Raw genomic sequence first — 16,448 nt, forward strand, 5'->3', positions numbered from 1 at the left:
GTTAAAATCATGGAACCTTATTATGCTGGCATTCTTTCTCTTTTGCCTCCGGTGATCGCGATCACGCTGGCGCTGATTACCAAAGAGGTGATTTCCTCGCTGCTGGTCGGTATCCTCACCGGAACACTGATCTATTCGCTGAACACAGGCCTGAACCCGATTGTTGGAACGGTGGACATCACATTTAAGCTGATGACACAGAGGATGGATGTCAGCATCCTGCTCTTTCTGGCGCTGCTGGGCGCGCTGGTCGTGGTGGTTTCGATGGCGGGCGGTTCCCGCGCATACGGACGCTGGGCATCCGAGAAGCTCCGGAGCAAACGCAGTGCACAGCTTGCCACCAGCGCGCTGGGGGCGCTCATCTTCATCGACGATTATTTCAACTGCCTGACAGTCGGCACCGTGATGAAGCCGGTCACCGACAAATATGGCGTTTCGCGCGCCAAGCTCGCCTACATCATCGACGCAACAGCCGCGCCGGTCTGCATCATCGCGCCGGTTTCAAGCTGGGCGGCAGCGGTCGGCTCCAACCTACAGATCACAGGCGCGTTTGAGAGCGACCTCGCCGCGTTTGTTTCCACCATTCCTTATAACCTTTATGCGCTGCTCTCTATTTTTCTGGTGGTGGTTCTGAGCTGCACCAACCTCGATTTTGGCCCGATGGCGAAAGCCGAGCAGCGTGCCAGGAGAGGGGACCTCGGTGCAATCGACACCAGCAGCTCGAGCGGCATGAAGATTTCTGAAAAGGGACAGGTATACGACATGCTGATCCCGGTGATCGCGCTGATTATCTTTTCGGTGCTTGGGATGCTCTATAACGGCGGCTATTGGGGTGAAGACCCCGCCTACCATTCGATCGGCGCGGCATTCGGAAACTGTGTGGCGGCCGAAGCGCTGGTGCTCGGCGGGTTCGGGGCACTGGTCGTTGCGTTCCTGCTCTTTGTGCCGCGGGGGGTTGTCCGATTCCGCGACTTCATGGGCGGCATCGGGGAAGGGGTCAAATCCATGGTTCCTGCGGATATCATCCTGATCCTCGCATGGACCATCTCGGGCGTCTGCCGCGACCTGCTCATGACTGGCGAGTTCGTCCGGGATTCGGTTGAGAAAAGCAGCATCCCGGGTGCGCTGCTCCCGGCGATCATCTTTATGATTGCGGCGTTCCTCTCGTTCGCGATGGGTACCGCATGGGGAACCTTCGGCATCCTGATCCCGATTGTGGTCCCCGCCTGTGCGGCAATTGCGCCCCAGCTTCTGGTCGTTTCGCTTTCGGCAACCCTTGCGGGAAGTGTGTTCGGGGACCACTGCTCTCCGATTTCGGATACCACCATCCTTTCTTCGACCGGCGCGGGCTGCAACCACATTGAGCACGTCTCTACCCAGATGATGTATTCGATTCTGGTGGCCTGCTGCTGTGTGGTCGGCTATCTGGTAGCGGGATTCACCAATGCGAATGTCCTGTTGACGCTGGTTGCTTCGGTGGTTGTGCTGATGGTTGCGCTGGTGATCCTGCATAAGCAGTCTGCCGCGTCCGCCGATTCCTGAAAACAAAGCCATCCGGCACACAGGGTGCGCCGGATGGCTGCATAAGAATCGACCGGGTCAGGGGTGGTGTTCTGAAAGGGCACCACTCCTTTTGGTTTTGTCTGTTATCTCTGCACAGCAGAACCCGTTTGATGTCCTGCCGCATTTCAAACCGCAATTTTTTGCAATCCAGCGGCCTGCGGAATCGCGTATACTGTTCGTGGAGCAGGACAACTGCGCCAACATACAGAAAGGACGTGTTCAGGATGGCATCTCAAAATCTGTTTGAAAAGTTCGACCATAGCGGCAGGCTGCTTTTGCCGGATGCGGCGGTCCCATTCGGGGAGATCCCATGGACAGCACACCCTGCGTTTGAAGGGGTATCACTCAAGCCGCTCGTCTGTTCGGAGCAGACCGGCGGTCAGTTCAGTTTTCATCTGGTCCGGGTTGCCCCGAACCGGGAGATCGGACTCCATGTCCACGCAGGACAGGTGGAAACCCATGAGGTGGTCTCCGGCAGCGGCATCTGTGTCAACAACGGGACTGAGCTGCGGTATGCACCGGGCGTCATCTCGATCTTCCCGGTCAACCAGCCGCACCGGGTAACCGCAGGTCCGGACGGGCTGTGCCTGTTTGCCAAGTTTATTCCTGCTTTGGAGTGAGCTTCCGGAGCGATGCACAGGAGGTTAGGTAGGCTGAAGGGGTCAATCCCACATACCGCTCAAACAGCCTGATGAAGTGGCTTTGATCGCAAAAACCAGCGGTCAGGGCCGCTTCTGTCATGGTGCCGGACCGGCCCAGAAGCCGCTGCGCCTTCCGGACGCGGTTCTGCATCTGGAACTGGTGGGGCGTCAGGCCGACCGCCTGCTTGAAGCGCCGGATCAGATGGTACTTGCTTACAAAAGCGGCTTGGGCCATCTCGTCGATGCTGACCCGGGATTCCGGGTGCTGTTCCAGCTGCCTTTTCAGCCGCTCGATCGAGGGATCGTCAATTTCGGGCTGTGGGACCGCGCACAAGCCTTCCAGGCATTCCAGCAGCGGCGCAGGCAGGGCTGTTCCCATCCGGGCCTCCAGCATGTCAGGGAGCGGCGGCGCAAGGCCGGTTCCGGATGGCGGCAATCCCTGGCTTTGGATGCATAGGCTCAGGAGGGTATACGGCCCATCTGCCCGGATGCTGTGGGGCGTGTACGGCAGGATTCCAAAGACCGCCCCTTCCTGGCAGAGCCGAGGGCCATCCCCGTCTGTCAGGATGATCCCGCCTTCCAGCACCATGCCGGCCGTCAGGACCGAGACATGGCTGTGCGTGGGGTAGGAGATGCTGGAATGTTCACACAGGATCAGCTCCGCATGGGTCGTTTCGTCGTGTAAATATTGAATCCGCCCAGTTTTTGCCATACGATCACCGCCATAAAAATCAGAAGTTCCCCTGCTTCAAGGATACCATAGAAGGTGAAAAAAGGAAAGACGGGCCCTGTTTATTTGGTCAGCGTACCGCCGGGGGTTTCGATCAGCAGAAGGATCTGTTCTTCGGCACCGGTTGCGGCGTTGATATAGGTCAGCAGCTTCTGCCCGCCCTCCGACTGCGCCAGAAATTCATAGGTGAGCACCTCGTTCTGTCCACTGGTTGGGATCAGCGCCACCCGGCTGGACAGGATGGTCAACGAGGGGTTCACCGATGCGAGCGCCTCTTCTTCAGTGATTGCGGGTGGTTCAAGTGCGCGCTCCCGGTGGTTGTTGATATAGCCGCGCGCATCATAAAAGACGATCCCACCGTCGTCCAGCGCAACGCCCACCTTCACCAGATCGGTGTAGAGGGTCACTTCCCCGTTTGTCGCCGCATAATTGACGGTGCAGATCCCATCGTTTGTCTCGTAGTAGGTCGCCCGCATCCCGTCCAGCCCGAGCAGGTTCAGATAGCGGTCCGCGTGTTCAAACACGGTGTCTTTGCTCAACCGCTGTTCCCCGGCCTCCCGGTCGTTTATCAGGTAGGTCACAAGGCCGCCCGCCTTGGTCACACCGACCGAAATCCCCTCCCCGGTGAACAGGTAGGACGGCATATTGGAATTTTCCTCACCCGCAGGCGTGAGATCGGACGGCCTGAGCCGCGCCGCCGATGCCGCCCGCTGCAACGCCTGCTCGGGTGTCACGAGTGCCAGCCCCTGGGTCATACGGGGGCGGCGGGTCAGAAGATGGTCGGAGAACGGTCCGTCATAGATCAGGGTGGGGTATCCGGTCATCGTCTGTTCGATCTCCTCAAATCCCGCCGCCACTCCCTGTGCCCGGGTGCCTTCGGCCTCCTCGCCGGAAGGATGGGCGGTGCGCAGTGCGGCAACGTCGATCTGTCCGTCTCGGATTTTCTGCTGCATCTCATCAACATAATCCCGCAGCCCAGCCGCATATTTTTGCAGCGCCTGGGCGTTTTTCTTCTCATCCTGGGTCAGCACGCCGCCTGCCGCCACTTTTTTGGAAAGCGCCATCGCATAATCCCCCACCTGCGAGAGAAATTTATAAGTGCCGTCCATATGCAGCTCGCTGACCGGCAGGGCAGAAAGTGCGGATTTCGCCCCGCCGCTCTCCTTCCAGATCCGAGCGGAAAGCTGGGAGAGCTGCACCCCTGTGCCGATATACTGCCCCTTGTCCAGATCGGTCGAGAGGTTGGCCAGATAGCTCGAAAGCTCCCCCAGTGAGCGCGCGTAGCTGTTCTCAAGCTGGCGCCGGTAGTCGGCCGCCTCTGTAAAATGCTGGGCTGACAGCCCGCCGAGCACGAGGACCAGCGCAGCGGTATAGCTGACCGCCCGCACAAAAGCCCTCCTGGAAATAGAAATCTGCATAAAAGATCACGCCCTCTTTTCCCTGTTTTTTATCTAGTTTTCCATCCGGAGCGGGAAATATTTATGCCGGCTCCAAGTTGAAAGACCGCGAATTTTGTTGTATAATAGGTGCGATACACTCCGGAAGGCGCCCTTGCCCTTTGGAGGCTGTTTGAAAATAAAAACCGCCTGAAAGCGGTTAAAGGAACGATCAACCAATGGAAGCCTATCTTGACAACGCCGCGACTACCCGGGTCTGTGATGCGGCGGCAGACGCTGCCCTGCGGATGATGCGGGAGTGCTATGGGAACCCGTCCTCCCTGCATCGGATGGGTGCCAGTTCCGCGCGGGAGCTGGCGCAGGCGCGGGAAGCTGCCGCCGGGCTGCTGGGGTGTCAGGGCGAATGTATCTGTTTTACCTCGGGCGGCAGTGAAGCCAACAATCTGGCGGTTTTCGGCGCGGCAAACGCCAAAATCCGCCGCGGCAGAAAGCTGGTCACCACGGCCGCGGAGCATTCTTCGGTCTCCGCAGCGATGAAGCGTCTGGAGGAGACCGGCTGGACGGTGACCTGGGTGCGGCCCGGCCCATCGGGTGGGATTGACCCTCAGGCGGTCGCTGATGCGGTTGATGGGGAAACCACCCTGGTCAGCATGATGATGGTCAACAACGAGACCGGCGCGCGATTCCCGGTCGAGCGGGCCGCGCAGCTCATCCGCGCGAAAAACCCCCAGACGCTGATCCACTGCGATGGGGTACAGGCGTTCGGAAAATTGCCGCTCAAGGTTGCCCGGACCGAAATTGACCTGATGAGCGTCAGCGGGCACAAAATCTGTGCGCCGAAGGGCAGCGGCGCGCTCTACATCCGGCGGGGGGTGCGGATTCTGCCGCTGATCTATGGCGGCGGACAGGAACGCGGCCTGCGTTCCGGCACCGAAAGCCTGCCCATGATCGCCGCATTCGGCGCAGCATGCGGTCAGCTCGCCGGGCAGGTGCAGAAAAATCTCGCACATGCGCAGGAGCTGAAAGCCCATCTGCTCAAGCGGGTGGAACAGATTCCCGGGGTACAGGTCAACTCGCCGGACGATGGTTCCCCCTATATCATCAACCTTTCGGTCCCCGGCTACCGCTCGGAAACCATGCTCCATTTTCTCGAAAGCCGGGGGGTCTATGTCTCGAGCGGTTCCGCCTGCTCAAAAGGGGCGTCCAGCCCGGTGCTGGCCGCAATGGGACTCCCCCCCGCAGTGATCGACAGCGCCCTGCGGGTCAGCCTGATCTACGACACCACCCCCGGTCAGATCGACCGTTTTGCCGATGCACTCGAAGAGGGGATCGCTTCGGTGGCGCATTAGAAGGTACGTGGGCCTTTTTCGGGGGGGGCTTTTTCACTTGCAAAAGCCCCCTCTTGGCTCTGACTAAAAGTCGGAGCCAATTCACCCCCAAAATGCGCTTCTCAGGCGGGCACCCGGCGTCCAGTCAGGTGTTCCTCCGCGTGCGCGCGGCGGAGGCCCTGCGATTTTTTTCAAAAAATCGAGTAAAACTTTCGTTTGATACCTTACTTTATAACGAACCAAATGTTTCGCCAGCCTTTTCAAAGGCTGCGGATTCCAAAGGCAGGGCCTTTGGCCGCGCTTCGCAAAGCGTGGAACTCTTTTTATGAAAGGGAAACCATAAGATGAAAGAACTGATCCTGCTCAAATGCGGCGAGCTGGCCCTGAAAGGGCTGAACCGCCGGATGTTCGAGGATGCACTGATGCGCAACTGCCGCAGACGGCTTGAGCCGCTCGGGAAATTTAAAATCCGCTCCTCCCAGTCGACCATCTATGTCGAGCCGCAGGAGGAGGGGATTGATCTGGACGAGGCGGTCGACCGGCTGCTCAAGGTGTTCGGTGTGGCTGCGCTCACCCGATCGGCGGTGGTCGAAAAGTCGTTTGATGCGATCAGGCAGTCTGCGCCCGCCTACCTCGCGGACGATCTCGGGCGTGCCCGGACCTTCAAAGTCGAAGCCAAACGGTCGGACAAATCGTTCCCGATGAAATCCCCCGAACTCTGCAACGAACTCGGCGGGGTTCTGCTCGAGGCGTTCCCGCATCTGGCGGTGGACGTGCACCAGCCGGATGTAACTGTCTATGTCGAAATCCGGGAGGCGGGCGCCTATCTGCATGTAGACCAGCTCCACGGTGCGGGCGGCCTGCCGGTGGGTACCTCGGGCAGGGCCTGCCTGCTGATCTCAGGCGGGATCGACAGCCCGGTCGCCGGGTATATGATGGCCAAGCGCGGCCTGCAGGTGATGGCGGTGCATTTTGTCAGCCCGCCCTATACCAGCGAACACGCGCTCGAGAAGGTCAAGACCCTCTGCAAAAAGCTGACCCCCTACTGTGGGCGGGTCCGGCTGGCGGTCGTTCCGTTCACAAGGATGCAGGAGGCGATCCGGGATAACTGCCCCGAAGAGCTGTTCACCGTCATCATGCGCCGGTATATGATGAAGCTGGCTGAGCGGGTCGCGCAGGAGAACGAATGCGGTGCGCTGATTACCGGCGAGAGCGTGGCGCAGGTCGCAAGCCAGACGATTCAGGCGATCGCCTGCACCGACGTGGCCTGCCAGATGCCGGTGCTCCGTCCGGTGATTGGGATGGACAAGGATGAGATCGTCAAAATTGCCTACCGGATCGATACGTTTGAAACCTCGATCCTCCCGTATGAGGACTGCTGCACCGTTTTTACCCCGCGGCATCCCAGAACCAAGCCGCGCCTGGAGATGGTGCTGAAAGCGGAGCAGGCGATGGACGAACAGCTTCTGGAAGAGGCGTTCGCGGGGATCGAATATTGCAACATTGGATGAAGCTCCCGGCAGGACAGAACAGATGGGGAGCCGAAACAGGGAGGCTGACGATTTGATAGCGGAAATCATCGGTGTAGGACAGGCGCTGCTCGACGGGCAGACGCTGGATACGGTTGCAGACCTGATTGCGGAGCAGCTGGAGGGCTGCGGCGTACAGACCGAAGATGTCTGTGCGGCTGGCAGCGATCCGGTCAGATTGCGCGGCGCGATCGGTCGGGCGATCGGACGCAGCGACATCGTGGTATTGGTTGGGGGGCTTGGGATGACCCCTGCCGACATCTCAAAAGAAACGGTCTGCGCAGGGCTTGGGCGTCGTCTGGTGCTGCATGAGGAGAGCCAGCGCAGAATCCGGGAAGCCTACCTGCACGCGGGGCGGCAGATGCCCCAGCAGGCGGTCAAGCTGGCGATGATGCCCGAACAGTCGATCGTCTTTCCGGGCGTCAAGGGGGTTACCCCCGGATGCGCGATCTCGGCCGGGCGGCAGTTCCTTCTGATGATCCCCGATAACCCGGACGAGTTCCTTCCGATGTTCCACAAGAGCATTGTGCCGTATCTGTCCAGATTTTCCCCGGCGGCGGTTTTTACCAGGACCCTCAGCCTGTTCGGGATCGAAGAAGCCGAGCTGCGCACCCTGCTTGAGGGGTACCTGGATTCCGAAAATCCAAAGGTCGAGCTGTTCCCGTCCAACGGCGAATTTCTGGTGCGGATCACCGCGAACGCCGAAAACAAGGAGGAGGCTGCCGAACTGCTGAACCCAGTTCTGTTTGAAATCCGGGCGGTCCTCGGGGGCAGTGTCTACGGGGTGGATGTGCAGGGCGGGCTGCCCGCGGCCACCGCTGCGCTGCTGCAGGAACGCGGGATACAGGTGAATGTGGGGGAATCGGGCACCAATGGCCTGCTCGCTGACCTGCTCACCGGGCAGTCGGACGGGCGGGTGGTCGCCTACAGCGTGTCGGCCTATGCGAGCCATGTCAAAAAAGACGCCCTCGGCATCCCGGACAAGGTGCTGAAAAGATACAGCCCGGTCAGCGAGCAGATCGCGGTACATATGGCGCATGGGGCATTGCAGCAGGAGAACGCCGCGTTTGGGGTGGCGGTCACCTGCAATACCGCCCTGCGCGGCGAGGACCCCAAAAAGAACGGCCTGCTTTATGCGGCGGTCTGCGACGGCAAACAGGTCTGGGTGCGGCGGGTCCTCCTGCCGCAGGATAGTTCGGGGGATTACGTGCGTCACATGGCCGCGATGCATACCCTCAACCTGCTGCGGCTCTGTGCGGGGACGTCCGGCTGTCCGGGCGGCATCCCGGTTGATGAAGCGCTTGATCCCAAATTTGCCCTGCCGAAACAGGAAAATGCATTTGTCTCTGCCCGGAAATGGGAGAGCGGCAGCAAACCCGCACCAGTGCTTCCATCCCAAAACCGCGCATGGTATGCGGCAGTCTTCCCGGTGAAAGGGGATACTCCCGGCGCGGTGTTCCGCAAGCTGCTTCTTCTGGCCGCACTGGTGGTCTTTCTCGGATCGGCCACGTTCCTGATCCACTACTACCTGTCCGGCAGGTCCAACGCCGCCCTCTATGACGAGCTGAGACAGGTCTATCTCACCGGGGCGGACGATCAGCAGGCGGAAGAGGCGGTCGCCCGCGGGAAGTTTCCGGCAGGGTACCAGAGCAAATTCCTGAACCTTTACCAAACCAACGAGGACCTGGTGGGGTGGCTTTCGGTGGGGAAAAACCTGTTCAGCTATCCGGTGGTGCAGGCGGACGACAACGAACGCTATCTCAATACAAATTTCCAAAACAAGTCCAGCCGGTACGGGACTCCGATGCTGGATGCGGGCAACAGCCTCGCGTCCGAATCGGACAACTACCTGATCTATGGGCACAACATGTCCGACGGGCAGATGTTCGCCGGACTGACCCGTTATAAACCTGCGGAAGGCGGGCTGGGATTCCTGAATGCCAACCCGACCATCTCGTTTGCGGATGTTTATGAGGACAACGAATATGAGATTGTGTCGGTGTTCATCACCAATGTGACCGACAAATATGGCGACGTGTTCTACTACAACGACTATCAGGACCTGAGCGACCCTGCCCGGTTTATCGAATTTACCGAAGAGGTCACCGCCCGGTCGTTCTACACTTCGGACATTGAAATCCAGCCGGGCGACCGGTTCCTCACCCTTTCAACCTGCTCCTATGAGTACGGGCCAAAATCCCGGGATGCGGATGTGAGGACAGTTGTTGTTGCCCGCCGCTTGCGGGATGGGGAATCCCCGTCCGCCTCCTATGCGCTGAATCCCTCCCCGCGGATGCCCTCCGGCTTCACCGACCATCAGGGCGGGCAGTCGGCCCCGCAGGATGCGGACAGCATCCCTTCTTCCGGCAATGCGGCGGATGTGATCGACGCACTTGCGCCGGTCGTGGATCCCGATTCGCTCGACGACCACGAATACAGCGCCTATGCGGCTTACGAGTCGATCAAGCAGGCGCTGGTTGATGCGGAGCAGGCTGCGAAAGCTACCCGGCAGGCCGCACAGAAGGCCGCGTCCGCAGCGGATGAAGCTTCCGCACAGAGTGAAGCCGAAAAGGCGGCACTGGAGATGAAAAAGGCCGAGGACGCCTATTGGCGGATCGCGGACCATGTCGGGGTGCTCAACGACCTTCGGGAGGAGCGTTCGACCGAATACATCGAAAGTATCTGCGAGCGTGCGCAGGCCGCACTTGTGCAGGCGGAGGCATACCGCGACGCCAGCAGCCAGAGCGCGGCACAGGCCGGGCAGACCGGCGGTGGCGCACCGGTCGCCTCGATGGAGGTGGCCAGTTCCGCGCCATCAGCGGGCAGTTCTGCACCGGCACCGAGTTCCACGCCTGCGCCGAGCAGTTCCGCACCGGCCCTGTCCAGTTCTGCGCCAGCGCCGGGCAGCTCTGTACCGGCACCATCCAGTTCCGCGCCTGCGCCGAGCAGCTCTGTACCGGTATCGTCCAGTTCCGCGCCCGCGCCGAGCAGCTCCGCACCGGCACCATCCAGTTCCGCGCCCGCGCCGAGCAGCTCCGCACCGGCACCGTCCAGTTCCGCGCCTGCGCCGAGCAGCTCCAGGCCGGTACCATCCAGCTCTGTCCCCGTAAAACCGGTGGTCAGCAGCTCGAGCCGGGAGGATGTCGCTGCCCGCAACAAGGAGGCGCTGGAAAAGACCGAGGAATATCAGCAGACCCTCGACGATGTGGTTTCGGACGCGCGGGAGGTGCGGGAGATCGCGCGGGATGCCTCGGACGAAGCCTATGACGCCAAGACCGCCAAAGCGGTGCGTACCGCTGCCGACCGGATCGAGGATGCACTCGAAGAGATCCGCTCCCTCTGCGGGGAGGTGGAGGACACCTCGGACGGATTGAAAACCCTTTATCAGCGGACCAACCTCCAGCAGACCCGGGAGGCTGTTCAGGATGCGGCGGATATCCTGGAGGTTTTGGAGGAGTACGAATCCGAGGTCGAGGAACTTTGGGTCGACGCGGATAACAAGGCGTACAAGCTGGAAAATGAGCCATCCAGTTCCGCGTCCTCCTCTTCCAGCGGTTCTTCTTCCGGCAGTTCTTCGAAAGGGGACGAGGACGATGAGGACGATGAGGACGATGAGGACGGCCGCCCAACCAGTGCCGGGGAACTGACCATCTCGATCAGCGGGAAAAAGACCACCGGCTCCGCCTCCGAGATCGTCCAGCAGGTGGTGATGGCGGAAATGGGCAGCTCGTTCAACGACGAAGCGATCAAGGCGCAGGCGGTCGCCGCATACAGCTATATCCTCCACCAGAACCGGGGCGGGACGATCCCTGCGTTGGGGGTCAAGACCCCAAACGACCGGATGAAAAAACTGGTGGATTCGGTGATTGGCGAGGCGGTCTATTACAACGGCAGCCTTGCATTTACCCCGTTCTATGCCACCAGTGCTGGTATCACCGTCTCTTCGGAGGACACCTGGGGCGGCTCCTATCCATATCTGGTCTCGGTGGACAGCAGTGTTGACGAGCAGGCCGGCGGCTACGAACGGACAGTGACTATGAGTACCAGCAAGGTTGCCGAGCGGATCAAAAAGATATTGAAAGAGGACATCTACGATTACAGCGACGACCCCGAAGACTGGATCGAGATTTTGAGCTACAGCAAGGGCGGCAGGTATGTCCGCAAGGTGCGGATCGGCAAAGACGAGGTCAGCGGCCGGTACATGCGCGAGAATGTGTTTGGCCTGCGTTCGGCAGCGTTCGAAGTGGTCTGCGACGGCGATTCCTTCCAGTTTACCACCTATGGCTATGGACATGGGGTTGGAATGAGCCAGACCGGCGCGAATCTTTACGCTGCAAAAGGCTGGGATTACGTTGACATCCTGACTCACTATTACCCTGGGACTACCGTAAAGTAAACAGATGGCCGCCGGTGCACATATTGTGCACCGGCGGCAGTGTTTTGCAGCTCGAAACCGTCTTAGAGCCTGTTTAAGAACGGAGGAAAAGGCGACGGTTTCGATTGCCCAAGTGGGCTTTTAAAGCGTACAGAGTTCTTTTTCCAGATCGAAGGTATCTTCGTTCTTCCAACGATAGAGCGTCCGACGGCTGACCCCGAGCTGTGTGCTTGCCTGGCTCGCGGAAATCCGGTTTTCACACCATGCCAGGAATACCGGGTGATCCCGCAGCGCCTGCTTTCCGGTGGGCCTGCCGAACTTCACCCCGCGCATCTGGGCGGCGGCAATCCCTTCGTGCTGGCGGCGCCGGATGTTCTGCCGCTCGTTTTCCGCCACAAACGAGAGAAGCTGCAATACAAGATCGGAGATCAGTGTACCGAGCAGGTCGCGGTTTTGCCGGGTATCGAGCAGCGGCATGTCGAGCACCACAATATCTACCTCAAGGTCATGGGTGATCCTGCGCCATTGTTCCAGAATCTCGCTGTAGTTACGGCCCAGGCGGTCGATGCTGCACACGATCAGCAGATCCCCTTTTTTGAGCCGGCACATCAGCTGGTGATAGGCCGGACGGTTGAAATCCCGGCCGCTTTGTTTGTCAATAAAGATGTTTTGTGGGAGAATCTGGAACCGCCCGTTCATCGAGATCATCTGTCGGTCCTCATACTGGCTTTTGGATGAGACGCGGGCATAGCCGTAGGTATTGTTCATCGTTGTTCCATCCTTTCTCAATACGCAGCCGGCCCTGCGCATCCGCGCAGCCGGCTTTATGTCTACGGCTGTTCACTTGCGCAGCGGGCTTTTTACCGCCTGCGAAAGCAGCCGCCAGCCTCCATTCTGTGTATCAAAATTCCAAAGGAAAAAATGGAATTCACGAAAAAACGGTCACCGCATCCCATTTATCGGGATGCGATGACCGTCCGGTTTTTATCTTTCGAGCTCTTTATGCCCTCTACGACTGCCTGCCGCAGCATTTTTTATATTTTTTCCCGCTTCCGCAGGGGCAGGGGTCGTTGCGTCCCACCTTGCCGGGTTCACGCTTGGCCGGCTGGTTGGGGATGCTCCCGTCGCTCCCGCTTTCAGCAGCGGGCTTTGCGACCTGTTCGCGCTTAGGCTCTTCATTGGTGCGGAGCTGGATGGTGAACATCAGCCTGACAGTATCCTCCCGAATTGACTCGATCATTGCGTCAAACATATCAAACCCTTCGATCCGGTATTCAACCACCGGGTCTTTCTGGGCGTAGGAGCGCAGGTACATGCCCCGCTTCAGCTCCTCCATGTCGTCGATATGCTGCATCCATTTGGTGTCTACCACCCGCAGCAGGACCACCCGCTCAACCTCCCGCATGATTTCGGGGGTAAACATCTTCTCGCGTGCCTCGTAAATCTTCATCGCCCGCTCGTTGAGCATGTCCTTGACCTGTTGGTCAGTCACTTCCGCGAGCTGCTCGGTGGTGAACCGCAGGTCCTGTTCGACCGTCAGCCAGCCGAGGAAGTAGTCCCGCAGCCCGGTAAGGTTCCAGTGGTCGTGGACCTCCTTGTCCACCAGGTAGCGGTCAACCGTACCGTCGATCGTCTCCTTGACCATCGTTCGGACAGCGCTGCTCAGGTCCTCGCCGTCGAGCACCTTGGCACGCTGGGAGTAGATGATCTCGCGCTGACGGTTCATGACATCGTCGAACTGGAGCACGCTCTTGCGGATGCCGAAGTTGCGCGCCTCGACCTTCATCTGCGCCGACTCGATCGAGTTGGTGAGGATCCGCGCCTCGATCGGCATATCGTCCTCAGCGCCGAGCATGGTCATCATGTTCTGAATCCGCTCGCCGCCGAACAGCCGCATCAGGTCATCTTCCAGCGACATGAAGAACCGGGTTTCGCCCGGGTCACCCTGACGTCCGGCGCGCCCGCGCAGCTGGTTGTCGATCCGGCGGGATTCGTGGCGCTCGGTGCCGATGATGAACAGCCCGCCCGCCTCACGGACCTTTTCGGCCTCGACGTCGATCACCTTTTTGTGTGCGGCCATGCTCTCGGTGAACAGCTTGCGCGCTGCATTGATCTGCTCATCGTCGGTGTCGGCGAAGCCGGTCGCCTCGCTGATCACATCATCCTCGTACCCGGCCCGCCGCAGCTCGGCCTTGGCCATGAATTCGGCGTTTCCGCCGAGCATGATGTCGGTGCCGCGGCCCGCCATGTTGGTTGCGATCGTCACCGCGCCCAGTTTGCCCGCCTGTGCAACGATCTCTGCTTCCTTCTCGTGGTACTTGGCGTTGAGCACCTCGTGTTTGACCCCATGCCGGGCGAGCATTTTGGAAAGCAGCTCGGACTTTTCGATCGAGATAGTGCCCACCAGCACCGGCTGGCCCTTTTTGTGGCATTCGATGATCTTTTCGATCACCGCGTTGAATTTCGCCTGTTCGGTTTTATAGACCACGTCCGCGTGGTCGTGGCGCTGGATCGGCCTGTTGGTCGGGATCTCGATGACATCCAGCTTGTAAATCTCCATGAACTCATCCGCTTCGGTCTGGGCGGTTCCGGTCATGCCCGAGAGCTTGTTGTACATCCGGAAGAAGTTCTGGAAGGTGATGGTGGCGAGGGTCTTGCTCTCCCGCTCAACCTTGACCCCTTCCTTTGCCTCAATCGCCTGGTGCAGCCCCTCATTATACCGGCGCCCTAGCATCAGGCGTCCGGTGAACTCGTCCACGATGATGACCTCATCATCCTTGACCACATAGTCCACATCCCGCTGCATGATCCCATGCGCGCGGATCGCCTGGTTGATGTGGTGCTGAAGCTGCATGTTGTCCGCATCGGTCAGGTTCTCGATGCCGAAATAAGCCTCCGCCTTTTCAACGCCCGACTGGGTGAGGGTGACCGTCTTGGCCTTCTCATCGACGATGTAATCGCCGTCCACATCGTCCTGCTCCTCCTTGTTGTCCTTCTCGGCAACCCGGAAGCATTTGAGGGTGCGGGCGAACTTGTCCGCGCGCTGGTAAAGGTCGGTGGACTTGTCCCCCTGTCCCGAGATAATCAGCGGGGTGCGCGCCTCATCCACCAGGATCGAGTCGACCTCGTCGACGATCGCGTAGTAGTGTCCGCGCTGGACCTGTTCGCGCTTATAGATAACCATGTTGTCGCGCAGATAGTCGAACCCGAACTCGTTGTTGGTACCATAGGTGATATCGCACCGATAGGCGGCGCGGCGCTGGTTGTTGTCCAGCCCGTGGACGATCAGCCCGACACGCAGCCCCAGAAACCGGTAGACCTTGCCCATCCACTCCGAGTCGCGCTTTGCGAGGTAATCGTTGACGGTGACAATATGCACCCCTTCGCCGGACAGCGCGTTGAGGTAGGCCGGCAGAGTCGCGACAAGCGTTTTGCCTTCACCGGTGCGCATCTCGGCGATCCGCCCCTGGTGCAGCACAATGCCGCCGATGATCTGCACCGGGAAATGCCGCATCCCCAGAACCCGGTCGGCCGCCTCCCGGCAGACCGCAAACGCATCCGGCAGGATGTCGTCGAGGGTCTCGCCGTTCGCCAGGCGTTCCTTGAGCGCCGGGGTGCAGGCTTTCAGCTCCTCGTCGCTCATTGCGCGGTATTTCTCCTCCAGATCAAGCACCTTTTTCTGGATCGGGTAGATCCGTTTCAGCTCCCGTTCCGAATAGGTCCCGAAGATTTTTTGCATAATTCCCATTTTGTCACCTCATATGATTCATTGTTCCTGTGCTCCCGCATATTCAGAGCCGTACAATCGAAGTACTTGCCTTTAAGTATTTTGACTATATCAGCAAAGATAAAACGATCAAAAATTAAGACACCTTAACTTATATAGTCTACACTTTGAAACTGTCAATGTCAAACCCTTTTGGGGAAAACAAGGTAAATAAATTGTTAAAATCTGCTCATCGTCCCCTATTTAATAAGAAGCTGGGGTTCCAAACACGTGCGGAAGGATGGTTTTCCCGCTTTGCGAATTAGTATTTACCGTTTTGTATCAAAAAACGCCAAAAGTGGATCGGAATTTACTGTTTAATTTTTAACAAAAACCGGTCCGGAACGCTTGATAATTCCAAGGGAAGCTAATATAATAAAAGATAGTCAAGCCCCATGTTCAACAAACCGAAAGGAGTACCGATATGAACTATTCTCATGAAGTGGAGAGAATGTGCGTTCTCGCCAAAGGACCCAAGCATGGTCCCGCCCCCATTCCCGAAGAGGGGAAATGGGTAAAAGCCTACCAGATTCCGGACATCTCCGGCCTGACCCACGGTGTGGGCTGGTGCGCACCCCAGCAGGGCTGCTGCAAGCTGACCCTGAACGTCAAGGAGGGCATTATCGAAGAAGCGCTGGTGGAAACCCTCGGCTGCTCGGGCATGACCCATTCGGCGGCGATGGCGGGCGAAATCCTCGTCGGCAAAACCCTGCTTGAGGCGCTCAATACCGACCTGGTCTGCGACGCGATCAATGTTGCGATGCGCGAGCTGTTCCTCCAGATCGTCTACGGACGTACCCAGACCGCCTTCTCCGAAAACGGCCTGCCGATCGGCGCAGGGCTTGAGGACCTCGGAAAGGGCCTGCGTTCGCAGGTTGGGACCATCTTCTCGACCAATGCAAAGGGTGTGCGCTATCTCGAGATGGCGGAAGGATATATCCTCTCGGTTGCGGTAGACGGCAACGGCGAAGCGATCGGTTACAAGTTCGTCAAGGTTGGCAAGATGCTCGAGGACATCCGCCACGGCAAAGACCCCAAGGAGGCATTCGAGAGCAATATCGGAACCTATGGCAGATACGAGAACGCGCCGAAATATATCGACCCGCGTGAAGAATAAGA

At 59.1% G+C, this 16,448-nt stretch carries 10 protein-coding genes; 6 read left to right on the top strand and 4 right to left on the bottom strand.

All coding sequences use genetic code 11. The features are described 5' to 3' along the window. The first annotated feature begins 9 nt into the window (after window positions 1-9). Entirely contained in the window at window positions 10-1,542 is a 1,533-nt protein-coding gene (locus D5269_RS07485; protein WP_120484537.1) for a Na+/H+ antiporter NhaC family protein, read from the top strand. Between the two features lie 245 nt (window positions 1,543-1,787). Next, complete coding sequence (locus tag D5269_RS07490) at window positions 1,788-2,183, top strand: cupin domain-containing protein (protein ID WP_120484558.1); 396 nt, start codon at window positions 1,788-1,790, stop codon at window positions 2,181-2,183. Here the strand turns inward: D5269_RS07490 and D5269_RS07495 are convergent. Both D5269_RS07495 and ypeB read right to left on the bottom strand, forming a co-directional pair. Further along, a complete protein-coding gene (locus tag D5269_RS07495; RefSeq protein ID WP_016315797.1) occupies window positions 2,164-2,916 on the bottom strand; it encodes an AraC family transcriptional regulator in 753 nt (250 codons plus the stop codon). The two genes, D5269_RS07490 and D5269_RS07495, sit on opposite strands and share 20 nt — an antisense overlap. Window positions 2,917-2,996: 80 nt before the next feature. Continuing rightward, window positions 2,997-4,352, bottom strand: coding sequence for a germination protein YpeB (gene ypeB / locus D5269_RS07500; protein WP_016315798.1), 1,356 nt, complete (start codon window positions 4,350-4,352; stop codon window positions 2,997-2,999). A 197-nt stretch (window positions 4,353-4,549) separates the two neighbouring features. Between ypeB and D5269_RS07505 the strand changes: the two genes are divergently transcribed. The 3 genes from D5269_RS07505 (at window position 4,550) to D5269_RS07515 (ending at window position 11,584) form a co-directional block, all read left to right on the top strand. Next, complete coding sequence (locus D5269_RS07505; protein ID WP_120484538.1) at window positions 4,550-5,680, top strand: cysteine desulfurase family protein; 1,131 nt, start codon at window positions 4,550-4,552, stop codon at window positions 5,678-5,680. A 323-nt stretch (window positions 5,681-6,003) separates the two neighbouring features. Beyond that, window positions 6,004-7,170, top strand: coding sequence for a tRNA uracil 4-sulfurtransferase ThiI (gene thiI, locus D5269_RS07510; RefSeq protein ID WP_120484539.1), 1,167 nt, complete (start codon window positions 6,004-6,006; stop codon window positions 7,168-7,170). 52 nt (window positions 7,171-7,222) lie between these two features. Further along, window positions 7,223-11,584, top strand: coding sequence for a SpoIID/LytB domain-containing protein (locus tag D5269_RS07515; protein ID WP_166545154.1), 4,362 nt, complete (start codon window positions 7,223-7,225; stop codon window positions 11,582-11,584). Window positions 11,585-11,704: 120 nt separating this feature from the next. Here the strand turns inward: D5269_RS07515 and D5269_RS07520 are convergent, their stop codons facing one another. Together D5269_RS07520 and secA are read right to left on the bottom strand one after the other, a co-directional pair. Next, a complete protein-coding gene (locus D5269_RS07520) occupies window positions 11,705-12,331 on the bottom strand; it encodes a recombinase family protein (RefSeq protein WP_016315802.1) in 627 nt (208 codons plus the stop codon). A 241-nt stretch (window positions 12,332-12,572) separates the two neighbouring features. Then, complete coding sequence (gene secA / locus D5269_RS07525) at window positions 12,573-15,311, bottom strand: preprotein translocase subunit SecA (RefSeq protein WP_120484541.1); 2,739 nt, start codon at window positions 15,309-15,311, stop codon at window positions 12,573-12,575. A gap of 442 nt (window positions 15,312-15,753) precedes the next feature. Between secA and D5269_RS07530 the strand changes: the two genes are divergently transcribed. After that, window positions 15,754-16,446 (top strand): hypothetical protein, encoded by a 693-nt coding sequence (locus D5269_RS07530; protein WP_016315804.1) that lies wholly within the window; start codon window positions 15,754-15,756, stop codon window positions 16,444-16,446. Window positions 16,447-16,448 lie beyond the last annotated feature (2 nt).

Source organism: Anaerotruncus sp. 1XD42-93, assembly GCF_009917605.1.
Classification (GTDB): domain Bacteria; phylum Bacillota; class Clostridia; order Oscillospirales; family Ruminococcaceae; genus Anaerotruncus.

Excerpts from the sequence above, each read along its gene's own strand:
- D5269_RS07520 (WP_016315802.1), bottom strand. The coding sequence starts at position 12,331 with ATGAACAATACCTACGGCTATGCCCGCGTCTCATCCAAAAGCCAGTAT.
- ypeB (WP_016315798.1), bottom strand. The coding sequence starts at position 4,352 with ATGCAGATTTCTATTTCCAGGAGGGCTTTTGTGCGGGCGGTCAGCTAT.
- D5269_RS07530 (WP_016315804.1), top strand. The coding sequence starts at position 15,754 with ATGAACTATTCTCATGAAGTGGAGAGAATGTGCGTTCTCGCCAAAGGA.
- secA (WP_120484541.1), bottom strand. The coding sequence starts at position 15,311 with ATGGGAATTATGCAAAAAATCTTCGGGACCTATTCGGAACGGGAGCTG.
- D5269_RS07505 (WP_120484538.1), top strand. The coding sequence starts at position 4,550 with ATGGAAGCCTATCTTGACAACGCCGCGACTACCCGGGTCTGTGATGCG.
- D5269_RS07490 (WP_120484558.1), top strand. The coding sequence starts at position 1,788 with ATGGCATCTCAAAATCTGTTTGAAAAGTTCGACCATAGCGGCAGGCTG.
- D5269_RS07485 (WP_120484537.1), top strand. The coding sequence starts at position 10 with ATGGAACCTTATTATGCTGGCATTCTTTCTCTTTTGCCTCCGGTGATC.
- D5269_RS07495 (WP_016315797.1), bottom strand. The coding sequence starts at position 2,916 with ATGGCAAAAACTGGGCGGATTCAATATTTACACGACGAAACGACCCAT.
- thiI (WP_120484539.1), top strand. The coding sequence starts at position 6,004 with ATGAAAGAACTGATCCTGCTCAAATGCGGCGAGCTGGCCCTGAAAGGG.